This window comes from Streptosporangium sp. H13245, from assembly GCF_055690525.1.
Window position 1 is genome coordinate 154,218 of the sequence record NZ_JBSZKT010000010.1, and the last position, 14,297, is coordinate 168,514.

Below are 14,297 nucleotides of genomic sequence, written 5' to 3' on the forward strand. Positions count from 1 at the left end.
CATCCGAGCCCCCGGACCCCTGACGCGCGGGGAACCCGTTCCGGGGCACGTCGACGAGACCGAGCCCGGCCGCCGCATGCGCGAAACCCCCGGTGCCGTACGGAGAGCACGGAGAAGTACGGAGAATAGGAGTGGTCGTGGCCGGACAGGGCGCCAGGGCGACCCGCCGGGCGCCGGGCCCGCCCCCCGCGGGCCTGGTGGCCGCGACGGCGCGGCAACGGCCGTCCATGCGCGGGGTGCGCGTCGCCGTCCTGAACTTCCGCGAGCCGCTGCAGTCGGTGGCGGGCGGCGCCGAGGAGTACGCCTGGCAGGTCAGCCGCCACCTGGTGGGACAGGGGGCGTCGGTCACCTTCGTCACGTCGCGGGAGGCCGGGCAGTCCCCGGCCGAGGAGCGCGACGGCATCGCGCTGCGGCGGATGGGCAACCCGTTCCTGGTCTATCTGCTGGTCCCGCTCTGGATGCTGCTGCGGCGCCGGCGCTTCGACGTCGTCATCGACTGCATGAACGGCATCCCCTTCTTCGCCCCCCTGGTCGTGCGGCGGCGTACGGTCGTCATCTCCCTGGTGCACCACGTGCACGACCGGCAGTTCTACGCCTTCTTCCCGCGCTGGCTGGCCAGGATCGGCTGCTTCGTCGAGGGGCCGGTCGCCCGGCTGGTCTACCGGCGCCGCCCGACCGTCACGGTCTCCGAGTCCTCCAGGAACGAGCTGCGCGAGCGGCTCGGCTGGCTCGCGCCGATCCAGGTCGTCCCGAACGGCAGCCCGGCGGCGCGCCTGGTCGCGAACGGCGGGGACGTGGCGGGGGACCCCGCCGTGGTCTACCTCGGCAGGCTCGTGGGCCACAAGCGCGTCGAGCGGGTGGTGGACCTCGCCGGTGACCTCGAAGCGGCCTGGCCCGGCGTCCACGTGCACGTCATCGGGCGTGGCGGCGAGCAGGAGCGGCTCGCGGCCCACGCCGCCCGGCGCGGTCTCGGGGACCGGGTCCACCTGCACGGCTTCCTGCCCGAGGCCGCCAAGAACGCGATCCTGGGGGCGGCGCGGGTCAACGTCACCGCCTCGGAGTTCGAGGGCTGGGGGCTGACCGTGATCGAGGCCGCCGCCCTCGGCGTCCCGACCGTCGCCTTCGACGTCGCGGGACTGCGCGACTCGGTGCGCGACGGCGTCACGGGCTGGCTGGTCGGGGAGGGCGAGGCGCTCGCCGACGTGGTGGACCGCGCGCTGCGGGAACTGTCGGACCCGGCCAGGCGCGAGGAGATCCAGCAGGCGTGCAGGCTCTGGGCCGCCGAGTTCACCTGGGGGAGAACGGGCGCTACGATGACCGGACTAATCACCACAGAGCTATCTAAAAACGGTCGTCACCTCCATGTATCCGATCTCTGTCTCGCCGCGGGTGAGACCGACCCGCCCTAAGTGACTGTGATCTCCGAGGCGTGGATCAGCCGCCTGTCCGCACCTCCCGCCGAGTTCGGGGCCTCGGACACCGGGCTCCGCCGCAGGCTCAGGTTGCTCGCCGGATGCCTCTTCCTCGCGGCCGTCGCCTTCAACATGGCGCCGGGCATGCTCATCGCCGAGACGAAGCTGGACATGCCGATCAACCCGATCGGCTTCCTCTCCCAGGCGCTGAACATGTGGGACCAGGACTATCTGGGACACCTGCAGAACCAGGCGTACGGCTACATCTTCCCGATGGGCCCCTTCTACACCCTGCTGATCAACGCGGGCATGCCCCCGTGGGTGGTGCAGCGGCTCTGGGTGACGCTGATCCTGTGCGTGGCCTTCGTCGGCGTCGCCCAGGTGGCGAGGGCGCTGCGGATCGGCGGCCAGCTCGCCGGGGTGCTGGCCGGTCTCGCCTACGCGCTCGCCCCGCACGCGCAGGCGCTCATGGGGTTCAACTCCGTGGAGTTCGCCCCCAGCGCCGTCCTGCCCTGGGTGCTGCTCTTCCTCGTCAGGGGCGCGCGGGGGGAGACGAGCCCGCGCCGGGCCGCCTGCCTGTCGGCGGTGGCGTTCCTGTTCGCCGGAGGCATCAACGCCGCCGCCGAGCTGGCCGTGCTCGTCGTACCGATGATCTATCTGCTGACCCGGTCGCGCGGCCCGCGCAAGCGGCGGCTGATCGCCTGGTGGCTCGCCGCGATCGCCGCGGTGTCGTTCTGGTGGCTCGTCCCCCTGGTGATGCTCGGCCGGTACGTCTTCTCCTTCATGCCCTTCACCGAGAACGCGTGGACGACCACGGTCGTGGGCTCGCTGACCAACGTGCTGCGCGGGATGAACAGCTGGGTGGCCTTCCTGCCGGTGGACGGCCGCCCCTTCCTGCCCGCCGCCTACGAGCACGCCACGGTGCCCTGGCTCGTGCTGGTCACCGCGCTCGTCGCCGGGTTCGGGCTGGCCGGGCTCACCCTCGCGCGCACGCCCGAGCGGGCCTTCCTGCTCCTGACCACGCTCCTGGGCGTCGCCATCCTCGCCGCCGGACACGCCGGGCCGCTCGCCGAACCCCTCAGGGCGCTGCTGGACGGCCCGCTCGCGCCGTTCCGCAACCTGCACAAGTTCAACGCGCTCGTACGGCTGCCGCTGGTGCTCGGGCTCGCCGCGCTCGTCTCGTACGTGGGCGCGCGCCGGGCCGCCGTCCGCATCCCCGTCGCGGTGGCGGGGGCCGGGCTGGTCGGGCTCACCCTCGTCCCCGTCGCCACCGCGGGCATCGCCCCGGGCGGCGCGTTCGCCGACGTCCCCGAGCACTGGCGGCAGGCGGCCTCCTGGCTGGACGACCGGGCCGACCAGGGCACCGTGCTGGTCCTGCCGGGGGCCAGGCGGGGCGAGTACACCTGGGGGCGCCCGCTCGACGAGCCGTTCCAGCCGCTGCTGAAGAAGGCCCGCTGGGTGAGCAACACGATCGTGCCGTGGGGCACGGCAGGCTCCAACCGGCTCGTCAAGGCGATCGACGACCGCTTCGCCAACGGGCAGGGCTCCGAGGGGCTCACCCTGACGCTGCGCCGGATGGGCGTGCGCTACCTGCTGATCCGCAACGACCTCGACAGGGTCGCCTTCGGCGACGCGTGGCCCGCCCGCGTGCACGAGGCGCTGGACCGCTCTCCCGGCCTGAACCGGGTGCGCGGCTTCGGGCCCACGGTCGGCTTCGAGGACTCCCAGACCGGCGCGGGCTGGCTCGACCAGCCGTACACGTCCCTGGAGATCTACGAGGTCGCCGGGGCGCGTCCCGTCGTCGGCACGGTCGCCGCGCAACGGCCGCTGCGGGTCTCCGGCGGCCCCGAGGCGCTGCTCACCATGGCGGAGGAGGGCGTCCTCGGCGACGACCGGCCGGTGATCCTCGGCGACGACCCCGGCGCGGACGCGATCCCCGCCGCCGACACCGTGCTCACCGACACCATGCGGCGGCGCGAGCTGGTGGTGAGCGACCTGCGCAGGCCGTACGGCGAGACGATGACGCCGGACGAGCCCTACGAGGGCCTGGGGCCCGCCTACGACCTCACCGACCCCGCGTGGGCCGAGCCGAAGACGGTCGCGGTCCTCAGCGGGATCAAGGGCGTCACCGCCTCCTCCTCGCAGTCCAGGCTCGGGGTGACCCCAGGGACCCGCGACGGCGGGCAGCAGCCGTACGCCGCGGTGGACTTCGACCTGCGCACCGGCTGGCGCTCCACCGGCTGGGAGCCGCCCACCGAGCAGTGGCTGGAGGTCCAGTTCACCGAGCCGACCTCGGTGCCCTCCCTCCAGGCCGTCTTCGAACGCTCCGAGGACGCGGTGACGGTCTCCGAGGTCATGGTCGAGACCGACACCGGCAGGGTACGCACCCGGCTCACCCTCTCCTCGCTGTGGGAACGGCTGAACGTCCCGGTAGGCAAGACGTCCCGGCTCCGGATCCGCGTCACCGGCGTCCTGCGCGACCCCAACCCCCGGGTCGGCATCACCGAGCTGTCCATCCCCGGGATCCGCCCCGGACGCACGCTCGTGGTCCCCGCCGCCTCCTCGGCCGACCCCGCGGCGCCTGGGCAGACGGTCGTGACCAGCCGGACGGACACCGCCCCCGGCTGCATGCTCGGCTCCTACGCCTGGACCTGCGCGGACAGGCTGCGCTTCGTGGGCGAGGACGGGTACGCCTTCGACCGGTCGGTTCCCGTCGCCCCGGGAAGGCGCGTGCTGGAGGGCAGGGCCGTGCTCACCGACCAGCGGGTGGCCGAGACCGTGCTGATGCCCACCGGGACCTTCCCGCGCGCCACCGCCTCCTCCACCGCGGCCGACGTCCCGGCCACCGGCGCCTACGCGGCCTTCGACGACGACCGCAGGACCATCTGGTACGCCGGGGCCAAGGACCTGGCGCCCTCGCTCTCCGCCGAGCTGGGCAGGGAGATCACCCTGTCCCGCCTGCGCGTCGACTTCCCCGACATCAGGCTGGGCGCCCCGCCGGTCCGGGTCACCATCACGACCGACGGCGGCGTCCGCTACGCCTGGGCCTCGAAGGACGGGTGGATCCGCTTCGCGCCGATGAGGGCGAGCCGGGTGAAGCTCACCTTCGCCGCCCTCGGCTCCTGGCGGATGGAGGTGCTCGGCGTGGCCATTCCCGGCGTCGCGCCGCTGCCCGCCCTCGACGCGCAGCCGGTACGGATGCCCTGCGGGTTCGGCCCGACGCTCACCGTCAACGGGGTCGAGACGCCCACCGAGATCCACAGCGGGACCCTGGGCGACCTGCTCAACGGCCGTCCGGTCGGCTACCGGGCCTGCGAGGCGGTGTGGTCGCGGGGCGGCACGCTGCGGGTACGCGCCGCCGCGCTCCAGGGCTTCCGGGTGGACTCGATGGTCCTGCGCGCCACCGGGAGCCTCAAGAGCACTGAGAAGACCAAGAGCACCGGGAGCACCGAAAGCGCTGAGAACACCGCGAGCACCGCGAGCGCCGGAAGTGCTGGAGACGCCGCCGCGCCGGTGACCCTGCGGCCCGCGGCCGTCGAGCGCTGGGACGCCGGGGAGCGCCGGGTCAGGGTCTCCACGACGGAGCCCTCCTACCTGGCGCTCGGCGAGAACTTCAACAGGGGCTGGCAGGCGTCGTTCGGCGGGCGCGTGCTGGAACCGGCCCGGCTGGACGGCTGGCGGCAGGCGTGGCTGCTGCCCCCCGGGAGCGGGACCGTCGTGATGACGTACGCCCCCGACGGCCTCTACCGGGCGTCGCTGATCGCGGGCTGGGCGCTGGTCGCGCTCGTCGTCGCGCTCGCCCTGGCCCGTCCCCGCCGGGCCGGGAGGCCGCTTCCCGCGTCGCCGCCCGCGTCGTTGCGGGCGGCCTGGCTGTGGCCGCTCGCCCCCGCGCTGGGCCTGTGGGCCGAGGGCTGGGCCGGGGCCGCGCTGGCCGGTCTGGTGGCGGCGCTCGCCCTGTGGCTGCGGGGCGTCGCCGGGGCCGAGCACAGCGCCGGTGGCCGTCCGTACCGGATCGGCGGGGTGTTGCTCACGCCGTTCCCGGTGGCGGCGGCGCTCGGCGCGGCCGGGCTCGCGCTCGGCTACGGCGGAGACGCCGGGGCGGTGGTGGCGCAGTATCTCTGCCTGGTCGTGCTGGGCCTGCTGCTTGCCGCGGCGCGCGTGCCGCCGCCGTCCCGCCCGTGGCTGCGGACGCGGGACGTTCCCCTCCAACCCGCGGAGCGACGATGATCGGGCAGAGGCCGCGCGGTGTGCTCCTCCTGGCCGCCGGTGCCTTCCTGATCACGCTGGCCGCGCTGGTGCGCCTCTACATCTACCCCAGCGGCCTGGTCCTGCCCGCCGAGCAGGACCGGATCACCAAGCTGACCACCGAGTCCGGCACCTACTTCGACACCGCCACCCTGCGCACGCACCGGGGCGTCCCGCTGGAGACGGCCGTGGCCAGGTACGGGGACACGGTCAGGTCCACCCCCGACGTCGCGGTGTGGACCGAGTTCGTCTCCCTCGCCACCCGCGACGGGCGGCGCGTCGACTACCACGAGCGCCGCGCCGCCTTCGACCGCCGTACGGGGCAGGCGGTCAACTGCTGTGAGAACTACGTCGACGAGAACGCGAACCCCGCCCCGCGCGGGCTGGTGTTCCGCTGGCCCTTCGACGCCCGGCCGATCGCCTACCAGGTCTACGACCCGCTCGTCCGGCGCCCGGTGGCCGCCCGCTTCGAGCGGATCGAGACCATGTACGGCGTCCGGGTCAACCGCTACGCGCAGTACCTGGTCAACGAGCGGCTCGTCCAGCAGCCCATGGAACTGCCCGGGTCGGTCCTCGGCCTGGGCGGCGCGAGGCCGTTCCCCGTCAACGCCTTCCTCGACGGGACCCGCACCTTCTGGGTGGAGCCGGAGAGCGGCATGGTGATCGGGTTCAGGGAGGACCTGGTCAAGACCCTGCGTACCCCCGACGGCCGGGGGCGGCTGGTCGCGCTCTCCGCCGACATGCGCACCAGCGCCGGGGACGAGCGGTGGAACGCCGGGGAGGCGGAACAGTTCCGCCGCTGGGCGGCCGTCGTCAACCGGGTGATCCCGCTATCGTGCGCCGTACTCGGCGCGCTGCTGCTGGTGGCGGGCCTGCGCGTACAGGCCCGCGACTCCGCCGCCCCGGAAAGTGAAAGTGACGAGGTCAGCGTCGGCGGCGGAGCCGCAGCGCCGGAGCCTCGACCAGCCGGTGGCTGAGGTCGGCGAGCAGCACGGTGAACGCGGTGCACACCACCAGCGTCGTCAGCAGGCCGCCGGTGAAGGTCTGCTGCCCGGTCAGCTCGTACCAGCCCACGATCACCACGAACTGCCACAGGAAGACGCCGTAGGAGATGCGGCCGAGATAGCGCATCACCCGGTTGCCGAGCAGCGAGCGCAGCGGCGAGGGCTCGGACGTCTGCAGGGCCACGGGAGAGAGCAGGGCCAGGACGAAGGCCGTGTAGAGGGTCATCTCGAAGATGTCCGTCCACAGGTCCTGGATCTCGAAGAGGCGGCCCCCCGCGACGGGACTGGCCGCGACGGCGTAGACGAGGGCGGCGATGATCCAGCAGGTCACCCACGACTCGCGCACCCCCCTGGTCAGCCGTCGCACCGGGGCGTCCGGGTCGGTCTCGGCGTGCGCCCAGAGCGAGACGACGGCGAGCGCCATGCCCGTCGCGAAGTAGAGCATCGACCGGGGGAGCCAGAGCCCGAGTTCTGGACGGTGTACCGGGACGTGGCTGAAGATCGCCCAGAGGGGGGAGACCAGGGCGAGCGCGCAGATGCCGGTGAGCAGCAGCCTGGCCCTGGCCACCGGGTCCGCGCCGCGCCGGGCCAGGGCGCGCAGCGCGACGGCGACCAGCGGGAGGGCGAGGTAGAAGGTCATCTCGACCGACAGGCTCCACATCTGCCCGAGCCCCGGCGGGCTCGCACCGGCCCACCACGGGTCGGGGACGTAGTTCTGCACCAGCAGCAGGAACGGCAGCCAGCTGACCGGGTCGGCCGCCCTCGGCCACGACCACAGCGACAGCGCGACGGCGACCACGAGCCAGTACGCGGGCAGGATGCGCAGCGCCCGCTTCCACAGGTAGTCGCCGGTGCCGGGGTGTGCCCCGCCCTCCATCGCCTCCCGGGCCCAGGGCCGGTAGAGGAGGAAGCCGGAGAGCAGGAAGAAGATCGGCACCGCGATGTCGCCCCGGGAGAGCAGGGCGGGCAGGAACCCCTCCCTGAGGGAGGCGCCCGTCGTGCTCGCCACGTGGTATACCAGGACGCTGAAAGAGGCGACCGCGCGGACGCCGTCCATGGCGTCGAGATGCCCGCCGACCGCGGGGAGATCCCGGGTGTCCCTGCCGGTCAACCCCTGGTCAACCGGCATAGAACCTGTTTCGGTCACTTTTTGGCATCCCTGGTGACGTAGGTGATTCCCAGCACTAACATTATCGCGAAATGGAACTTGTTATAGGGCGATCGGGATACATGGATAGCGGACGGCCCCTGGAGGAGCGATGCGTCGCGTCATCGGTTTGGTATTGATCGGAATCGGGGCATTCCTCATTGTTCTCGCGCCACTCGTGCGGTTCCAGGTGGCGACCGGCCTCATCGCCGCCCCCGCCGACCAGTACGGCGTCAGCAAGCTGGAGGCCACCGGGGCGCAGTACTTCAGCGTCGGCGACCTCAAGGTGATGACGGGCGACCTCGACATTACCGTCACCACCAGGGGGGACGTCACCGGGGCCGAGGGCGACCGGGTCGTCTGGGACGAGTTCACCGCGATCAACGACGTCACCAACGGCAACCCCAACATCTCGATCTCCGAGCGCCGCAGCGCGTTCAACAAGTACACGGGCGAGGGCGTCAACTGCTGCGCCGTCAACATCGACAAGAAGCCCGTGCGGCTCCAGGGCCAGATCTACAAGTGGCCCTTCGACGTCGAGAAGAAGACGTACAGCGTGTTCAACTCGACCACCGGCAAGGCGTTCGACGCCAAGTTCGTCGGCGAGGAGCAGGTCGGGGGGCTGTCGGTGTACCGGTTCGAGCAGTCCATCCCGCCGACCAAGACCGACACCCTCACCGCCCCGGCCTCGGTCCTCGGCATGGACGAGACCGGTGACGTGCAGGTGGACCGCGTCTACGACGGCGTCAACACCTTCTGGATCGAGCCGGCCACCGGCTCGCCGGTGCGGCAGGAGCAGCAGCGCCACGAGGTGCTCAAGACCGAGGACGGCGTCGAGCGCTCGCTCGCCCTCGTCGCCACCGCGAGGATGACCCAGGACACCGAGGACGACCTGGTCAAGAACGCGCTCGACAGCAGGAACACCATCACGATGCTCAAGACCACGATCCCGCTGGTGCTCCTGGTGGCCGGCCTGGTCCTGGTCGTCACCGGCTTCCTGCTCATGAGGCGCCGCAGGGACTTCTGAGGGCCCCGGGGGCGTCCGGGTCCCCGGCGCGGAACGAGGGGAGGGGGGCTGCGGCCTCCCTCCCTTTCTCGTTCTCCGTGAACCTCTCTGGAACACGTTCCATCTTTTTTGCCACTTCATTACTCACGAGTAGCTTAGGTTTTCGGTCGGAAGAAAGGTTCTAGACTAGAACGCGTTGCAGTTGTTTTCCGGCGGTCGTACAGTCAAACGCATGCGGACACGTGTCACCGACATGCTCGGGATAGAGTTGCCGATCTTCGCGTTCAGCCACTGCCGTGACGTCGTCGCCGAGGTCAGCCGCGCGGGGGGAATGGGGGTGCTCGGCGCCCTCTACTTCACCCCGGAGGAGCTCGAAACGGAGCTCAGGTGGATCGACGACCACGTCGACGGCAGGCCGTACGGCGTCGACGTGGTCATGCCCGCCTCGTACGCGGGCTCCGACCTCGGGGTCGACTCCCCGGAGGACCTCGTGGGACGGCTCCAGGGGATGATCCCCCAGGGGCACCGCGACTTCGTCGACGGCCTGCTCGCCGCGCACGGCGTGCCGCCGCTGTCGGCCGACGCGGACGCGGGCAGGGTGCTGCTCGGCTGGACCGACGCCACCGCCCGCCCGCAGGTCGAGGTGGCGCTGAGGCACCCGATCGCGCTGCTCGCCAACGCGCTGGGCCCGCCCCCCGCCGACGTGGTCGACCAGGCCCACGCCAAAGGGGTGAAGGTCGCCGCGCTCGCCTCCACCCCCCGGCACGCGGTCAAGCAGGTCGAGGTCGGCGTGGACATCGTCGTCGCCCAGGGCACCGAGGCGGGCGGGCACACCGGGGAGATCTCCACGATGGTCCTTATTCCGCAGGTCGTGGACGCCGTCGACGTCCCCGTACTGGCCGCGGGCGGCATCGGCGACGGCCGCCAGATGGCGGCCGGGCTCGCGCTCGGCGCCGAGGGGGTGTGGACGGGGTCGATCTGGCTCGCCGTGGAGGAGGCCGACACCTCCGAGGTGGTCAAGCGCCGCATCCTGGAGGCCACCTCGCGCGACACCGTGCGCTCGCGGTCCTGGACCGGCAAGCCCGCCCGGCTGCTCAGGAACGAGTGGACCGACGCCTGGGAGTCGCGGGAGTCGCCCGGCACGCTCCCGATGCCGCTGCAGTTCATGCTGATCTCCGAGGCGCTCCGCCGGATCGGCCGCTCCGACGCGACCGAGCTGGCGACCTTCCCCGCCGGGCAGATCATCGGCACGATGAACCAGGTCAGGTCCACCCGGGACGTCGTTTTCCGCATGGTCGAGCAGTACGTCGGGGCTATGGAACGATTGGGTCGCATTACCGACGAGTAGGTAGCTCATACATTGACGAATGGGCTAAGAACTCATCAGAGCCGATGAGTTTGGAGAACGATGGCGTCCCCGCAGGTCACCGACCGTGTTCCCGATCCCCTGACGGGACCCGCGCGGTCCTTCCCCGGGGCTCGGCGGGTGCTCGGCGTCGCGCTCGTCCTCGTCGTGGCCCAGCTGGCCTGGCGGGCCGTGATCCTGCATCGGGGCGGCTTCTTCGGCGACGACCTCAACATGGTGGGCCGGGCCGCGGCCGAGCCGTTCGGGCTCGACTACCTCTTCGGCGTCTACTCCGCGCACGTGATGCCGGTCGGGATGGTCGCCAACACGATCGTCACCTCGCTCGGCGCGTACAACTGGACGGTGACCGCGGCGGCGCTGCTGCTCTTCCAGCTCGGCGCCTCGCTCGCCGTGTACCGCATGCTGCGCGTGCTGTTCGGGGCCCGCTGGGCGATCCTGGTGCCCCTGTCCCTCTACCTGTTCACGCCGCTGGCCCTGCCCGCCTTCTACTGGTGGGCGGCGGCGGTCCAGGCCCTGCCGCTGCAGGCCGCCATCGCGATGGCGGTCGCCTCCCACGTGACGTTCCTGCGGACCGGCCGGGGGGCGGACGCGTTCGTGACGGGACTGTGGTTCCTGTTCGGGCTCGGCTCCTTCCACCTCAAGGCCGTCTTCGCCATCCCCCTGCTGCTCGTCCTGGTCACCGTCCTGTACTTCCCGGTCCGCGAGCGCCTGCGCTCCCTGGCGACGGCGTTCGGCGCGTACGCGGTCATGGCGGGCGCGTACTCGATCCTGTTCGTCCTGCAGCTCGACCGCCTGCACGGCCAGGCCATCGGGGCGCCCGCGTCGGAGGTGGCGGGCCGGGCGATGGCGCGGATGCTGGGCGTCACCCTCCCCGTGCTCGCGACCGGAGGCCCGGGGCCGTGGTGGTACAAGTTCTACGCGGTGCCGCCGCCGCTGATGATCGGCGCGTCCTGGCTGCTCATCGCGGTGGTCGTCGCCGTCACCCTGGTCTTCCGGCGGGGGGCGTGGAAGGCGTGGCTGATCCTCTGCCTCTACCCGCCCCTCCTCATGGTGCCGATCCTGGCCGGACGCTCCCTGGACCGCGCCCTGGGCGAGGAGGCCCGCTACCTCGCGGACGTCACCCCGGTGCTCGCCCTCTGCCTGGCGCTGGCGACGCTCCCGCTGCTGGGCGAGGCGCGCCCGTACCTCAGGCGGGTCCCGGCCCGCGCCGCCGTCAGGACCGGTTGCGTGCTGCTCGCGGCCGGAGTCGCCGCCTTCTCCGTCTACTCCGCGCACCGATACGTGACGGGGACGGAACCGGGGCGGGCCGAGATCCGCTCCTACCTCGCCTCGGTACGGGCCACGCTGGCCTCCGCCCCGCCGGGCGGCGACATCTACCCCCAGCAGACGCCCTACGACCAGTTCGGCTTCGGGTACGGCGACGAGGGGCTCAGCCACCTCACCCTCAGCCCGCTGGCCCCGCCCGGTCTGGCCGCCCTCATGCGCAACCCCCGGCCCGCCGTCGCCCCCCTCGTCCTCGACCCCACCGGACGCCGTCTCCTCCCGGCCCGCCTCACCGGCCCCTACGTCGCCGCCCCCGGCGGCTGCTTCCCCCAGCGGGGCGGCCTGATCTCGATCCCCCTCGCGCACAAGGGCGGCATGGTCGTCCTCGGCCTCGACTACCGCTCCACCGCCCGGACGGCGGCCTACGTGCACGTCGGGGAACAGGAGGTCGAGGTCGTCCTCGACCAGGGAAACGGCAGGATCCACATCCCCTTCACCGCCCCGGGCTCCTCCGTACGGGTGGAGGTCCTGTCGGCCGACACCCGGGTCTGCGTCACCGGCGGCCTCTTCGGCGGCCCGCGTCCCTCCTAGCGGTCCCTTTTGGCTGGTTTCTGGCCGATTTTCCGCCAACCGTGCCGGGCGCGCGGTGGAGGGCGGGGTGCGGTCGCGGCGGACGCGCCCACCTAGCCCGCCAGCTCCCGGACGCCGCTGAGCAGCCTGTCCACGTCGGACTCGTCGGTGTACGGCGCGATTCCGGCCCGGATCGCCCCGGTGTCGCCGAGGCCCAGGTGGCGGGAGCACTCCAGCGCGTAGAAGCTCCCGGCGGGAGCGTTGACGCCGCGTTCGGCCAGGAAGCGGTAGGCGTCGGACGGCTTGACGTGGTCGACGGAGAACAGTGTCGTCGGGGTGCGGCTCCGCGACGCCGCGCCGTACGAGGTCACCCCGGCGGTCTCGGCCAGACCGGCGTCGAGCCGGTCGAGCATGGCGTTCTCGTGCTCCTCCAGCGCGGCCATCGAGCCCGCCAGGCGCTCGCGCCGGGTCCCGTCCCCCGGAACGAGACCGGCCAGGAAGTCGACCGCCGCCGTCGTACCGGCGAGCAGCTCGTACGGCAGCGTGCCCAGCTCGAAGCGTTCGGGCACCGTGTCGCTGGAGGGGAGCAGCTTGTCGGGGTGGACGGTCTCCAGCAGGCCGGGGTCGGCGGCGAGCACGCCCAGGTGCGGGCCGAGGAACTTGTACGGCGAGCAGGCGTAGAAGTCGGCGCCCAGCCGCCCGGCGTCGACCAGGCTGTGCGGCGTCAGGTGCACGCCGTCGACGTAGAGCAGCGCCCCGGCCGCGTGCACCCGCTCGGCGATCGCCGGGATGTCCGGGCGGGTGCCCAGCAGGTTCGACGCGGCCGTGACGGCCACCAGCCTGGTGCGCCCGGTGAGCAGTCCGGCGACCGCGCCGACGTCCAGCACGCCGCTCGCCGGGTCGAAGCCGGCCCGGCGCACCGTGACCCCGCGCGCCTCGGCGGCGTGCACCCAGGGCCGGATGTTCGCGTCGTGGTCCAGCGTGGTGACCACGACCTCGTCCCCGGGACGCCACTCCTTGGCGAGCGCGCGGGCCATGTCGTAGGTGAGCTGCGTCATGCTCCGGCCGAACACGATGCCGCCCGGCGTGCCGCCGAGCAGGTCGGCCATCGCCTGACGCGCCCCGGTCACGATCCCGTCGGCACGCCGCTCGGCGGCGGTCTCGGCCCCCCGGTTGGAGACGGCGGCCCGCAGCGCCCCGGCCACGGCCTCCGCGACCTCCGCGGGAACCTGAGAACCCCCCGGCCCGTCGAAGTGCGCCGCGCCCTCGTCCAAAGCAGGAAAACGCGCCCGTACGGCCGCCACGTCGTATGTCACAGAACCTCCAGGATCGCTGTCGACAATACGGAAGTGCCCCGCCACCCGCGAGCGGCGGGGCACCGAAAACGGACACGTCAGAGCAATTCCTGGACGAGCTCCACAGCTCGGGCACTCACGGCACCGACGTTCTCCACGGGATGCACTTCGGCGCCCAGCGTGTGGAACACCTGCTCCGCCTCCTCGTAGGCCGCCTCCTGCTGGGTTGTCTCAGGTGTCGCGATGACCACCTGCAGATTCACGTCTCGGGCGACTTCGCTCAACCGGCCCTGAGCGTCCACCACCCGCGCCTCGTCACCGCGGCGCAGGCGTTCCAGCGCGAAACCCCAGGCCTTCACCTGTGTGAGGAGCCTTTCCATGCCGGTGATCCGGAAGGACCAGCCCTGTGCCAGCTGTGCGACCTTGCCGTTGGCGATGGCTATGTCGATGGCGGAATGCAGTTTGTCGCCGATGAACACCTCCGATTTCGGTCTCAGGAGGTGCGCTGGTATTTGCGCCTGCGCATAGGCTTTACGAAGATCCTGAACGACTCGGTCCTTTCCGACGGTGACCTGTCGTGGCTGCGACGCCGGATCAATGATCATTCGCCCGAAGATGATGTCAAGCGCGGCCTCAGCGTGATTGGCGACGATCGAAACCGGTGGGCTGAGCTGCACGATGTTCCGGTGATCGTGATGCAGCCCGCGGAGCCAGTCGTCGCCGAACGGGTGACCGTCCCCGGTTTCCAGGGTCTCTCGCGCTTCGGCTATCTCGCTGCTCAGGCGGACCATGAAACGGTCGGTGATATCGATCGCCGTGGCCGGTGCGAACTTTTTGATCCGTTCGGTGTTGCTCAAGCGCCGGACAGCCCAGTCGCCGGTGTTCGGGTCGCCGGCTATGGCGCCGACATTGACGAATTCGCCGGTTCGCGGATCGGGGAGACAGCGAACGATCGAGTAGATGTATCTGCTCACCGGATGTCACACCCC

General features: G+C 71.8%; 9 protein-coding genes. 6 read left to right on the forward strand and 3 right to left on the reverse strand.

The window, feature by feature from the left end; translation table 11 throughout:
- Nucleotides 1-137 precede the first annotated feature (137 nt).
- The 3 genes from ACW9TB_RS18600 to pgfA (ACW9TB_RS18610) are packed head-to-tail and all read left to right on the forward strand — an operon-like array spanning nt 138 to nt 6,634.
- On the forward strand, nt 138-1,409 hold the full coding sequence (locus ACW9TB_RS18600; RefSeq protein WP_472749257.1) for a glycosyltransferase family 4 protein: 1,272 nt from the start codon (nt 138-140) through the stop codon (nt 1,407-1,409).
- Complete coding sequence (locus ACW9TB_RS18605) at nt 1,410-5,639, forward strand: alpha-(1->3)-arabinofuranosyltransferase domain-containing protein (protein WP_472749258.1); 4,230 nt, start codon at nt 1,410-1,412, stop codon at nt 5,637-5,639.
- Nucleotides 5,636-6,634 (forward strand): cell envelope lipid trafficking protein PgfA, encoded by a 999-nt coding sequence (gene pgfA / locus ACW9TB_RS18610; RefSeq protein ID WP_472749259.1) that lies wholly within the window; start codon nt 5,636-5,638, stop codon nt 6,632-6,634. Before ACW9TB_RS18605 ends, pgfA (ACW9TB_RS18610) begins: the two co-directional genes overlap by 4 nt.
- Here pgfA (ACW9TB_RS18610) and ACW9TB_RS18615 read toward each other — a convergent pair.
- A complete protein-coding gene (locus tag ACW9TB_RS18615) occupies nt 6,582-7,790 on the reverse strand; it encodes an acyltransferase family protein (RefSeq protein WP_472749260.1) in 1,209 nt (402 codons plus the stop codon). The two genes, pgfA (ACW9TB_RS18610) and ACW9TB_RS18615, sit on opposite strands and share 53 nt — an antisense overlap.
- A 130-nt stretch (nt 7,791-7,920) precedes the next feature.
- On the opposite strand from ACW9TB_RS18615, the gene pgfA (ACW9TB_RS18620) reads away from it, so the two are divergent.
- The 3 genes from pgfA (ACW9TB_RS18620) (at nt 7,921) to ACW9TB_RS18630 (ending at nt 12,034) form a co-directional block, all read left to right on the forward strand.
- Entirely contained in the window at nt 7,921-8,835 is a 915-nt protein-coding gene (pgfA, locus tag ACW9TB_RS18620) for a cell envelope lipid trafficking protein PgfA (protein WP_472749261.1), read from the forward strand.
- A 211-nt stretch (nt 8,836-9,046) separates the two neighbouring features.
- Nucleotides 9,047-10,162 carry an NAD(P)H-dependent flavin oxidoreductase gene (locus tag ACW9TB_RS18625; RefSeq protein WP_472749262.1) on the forward strand — a complete coding sequence of 372 codons (1,116 nt, stop codon included), beginning with the start codon at nt 9,047-9,049 and terminating at the stop codon, nt 10,160-10,162.
- A gap of 60 nt (nt 10,163-10,222) precedes the next feature.
- Nucleotides 10,223-12,034 (forward strand): hypothetical protein, encoded by a 1,812-nt coding sequence (locus ACW9TB_RS18630; RefSeq protein WP_472749263.1) that lies wholly within the window; start codon nt 10,223-10,225, stop codon nt 12,032-12,034.
- A gap of 92 nt (nt 12,035-12,126) precedes the next feature.
- Here ACW9TB_RS18630 and ACW9TB_RS18635 read toward each other — a convergent pair whose 3' ends face one another.
- Both ACW9TB_RS18635 and ACW9TB_RS18640 read right to left on the reverse strand, forming a co-directional pair.
- Entirely contained in the window at nt 12,127-13,329 is a 1,203-nt protein-coding gene (locus ACW9TB_RS18635) for a cysteine desulfurase-like protein (RefSeq protein WP_472749264.1), read from the reverse strand.
- Nucleotides 13,330-13,406: 77 nt separating this feature from the next.
- On the reverse strand, nt 13,407-14,282 hold the full coding sequence (locus ACW9TB_RS18640) for a DUF3037 domain-containing protein (RefSeq protein ID WP_472749265.1): 876 nt from the start codon (nt 14,280-14,282) through the stop codon (nt 13,407-13,409).
- Nucleotides 14,283-14,297: the final 15 nt, after the last annotated feature.

Coding starts and splice junctions, on each gene's coding strand:
- pgfA (WP_472749259.1), top strand. CDS start 5,636: ATGATCGGGCAGAGGCCGCGCGGTGTGCTCCTCCTGGCCGCCGGTGCC.
- ACW9TB_RS18615 (WP_472749260.1), bottom strand. CDS start 7,790: ATGCCGGTTGACCAGGGGTTGACCGGCAGGGACACCCGGGATCTCCCC.
- pgfA (WP_472749261.1), top strand. CDS start 7,921: ATGCGTCGCGTCATCGGTTTGGTATTGATCGGAATCGGGGCATTCCTC.
- ACW9TB_RS18625 (WP_472749262.1), top strand. CDS start 9,047: ATGCGGACACGTGTCACCGACATGCTCGGGATAGAGTTGCCGATCTTC.
- ACW9TB_RS18630 (WP_472749263.1), top strand. CDS start 10,223: ATGGCGTCCCCGCAGGTCACCGACCGTGTTCCCGATCCCCTGACGGGA.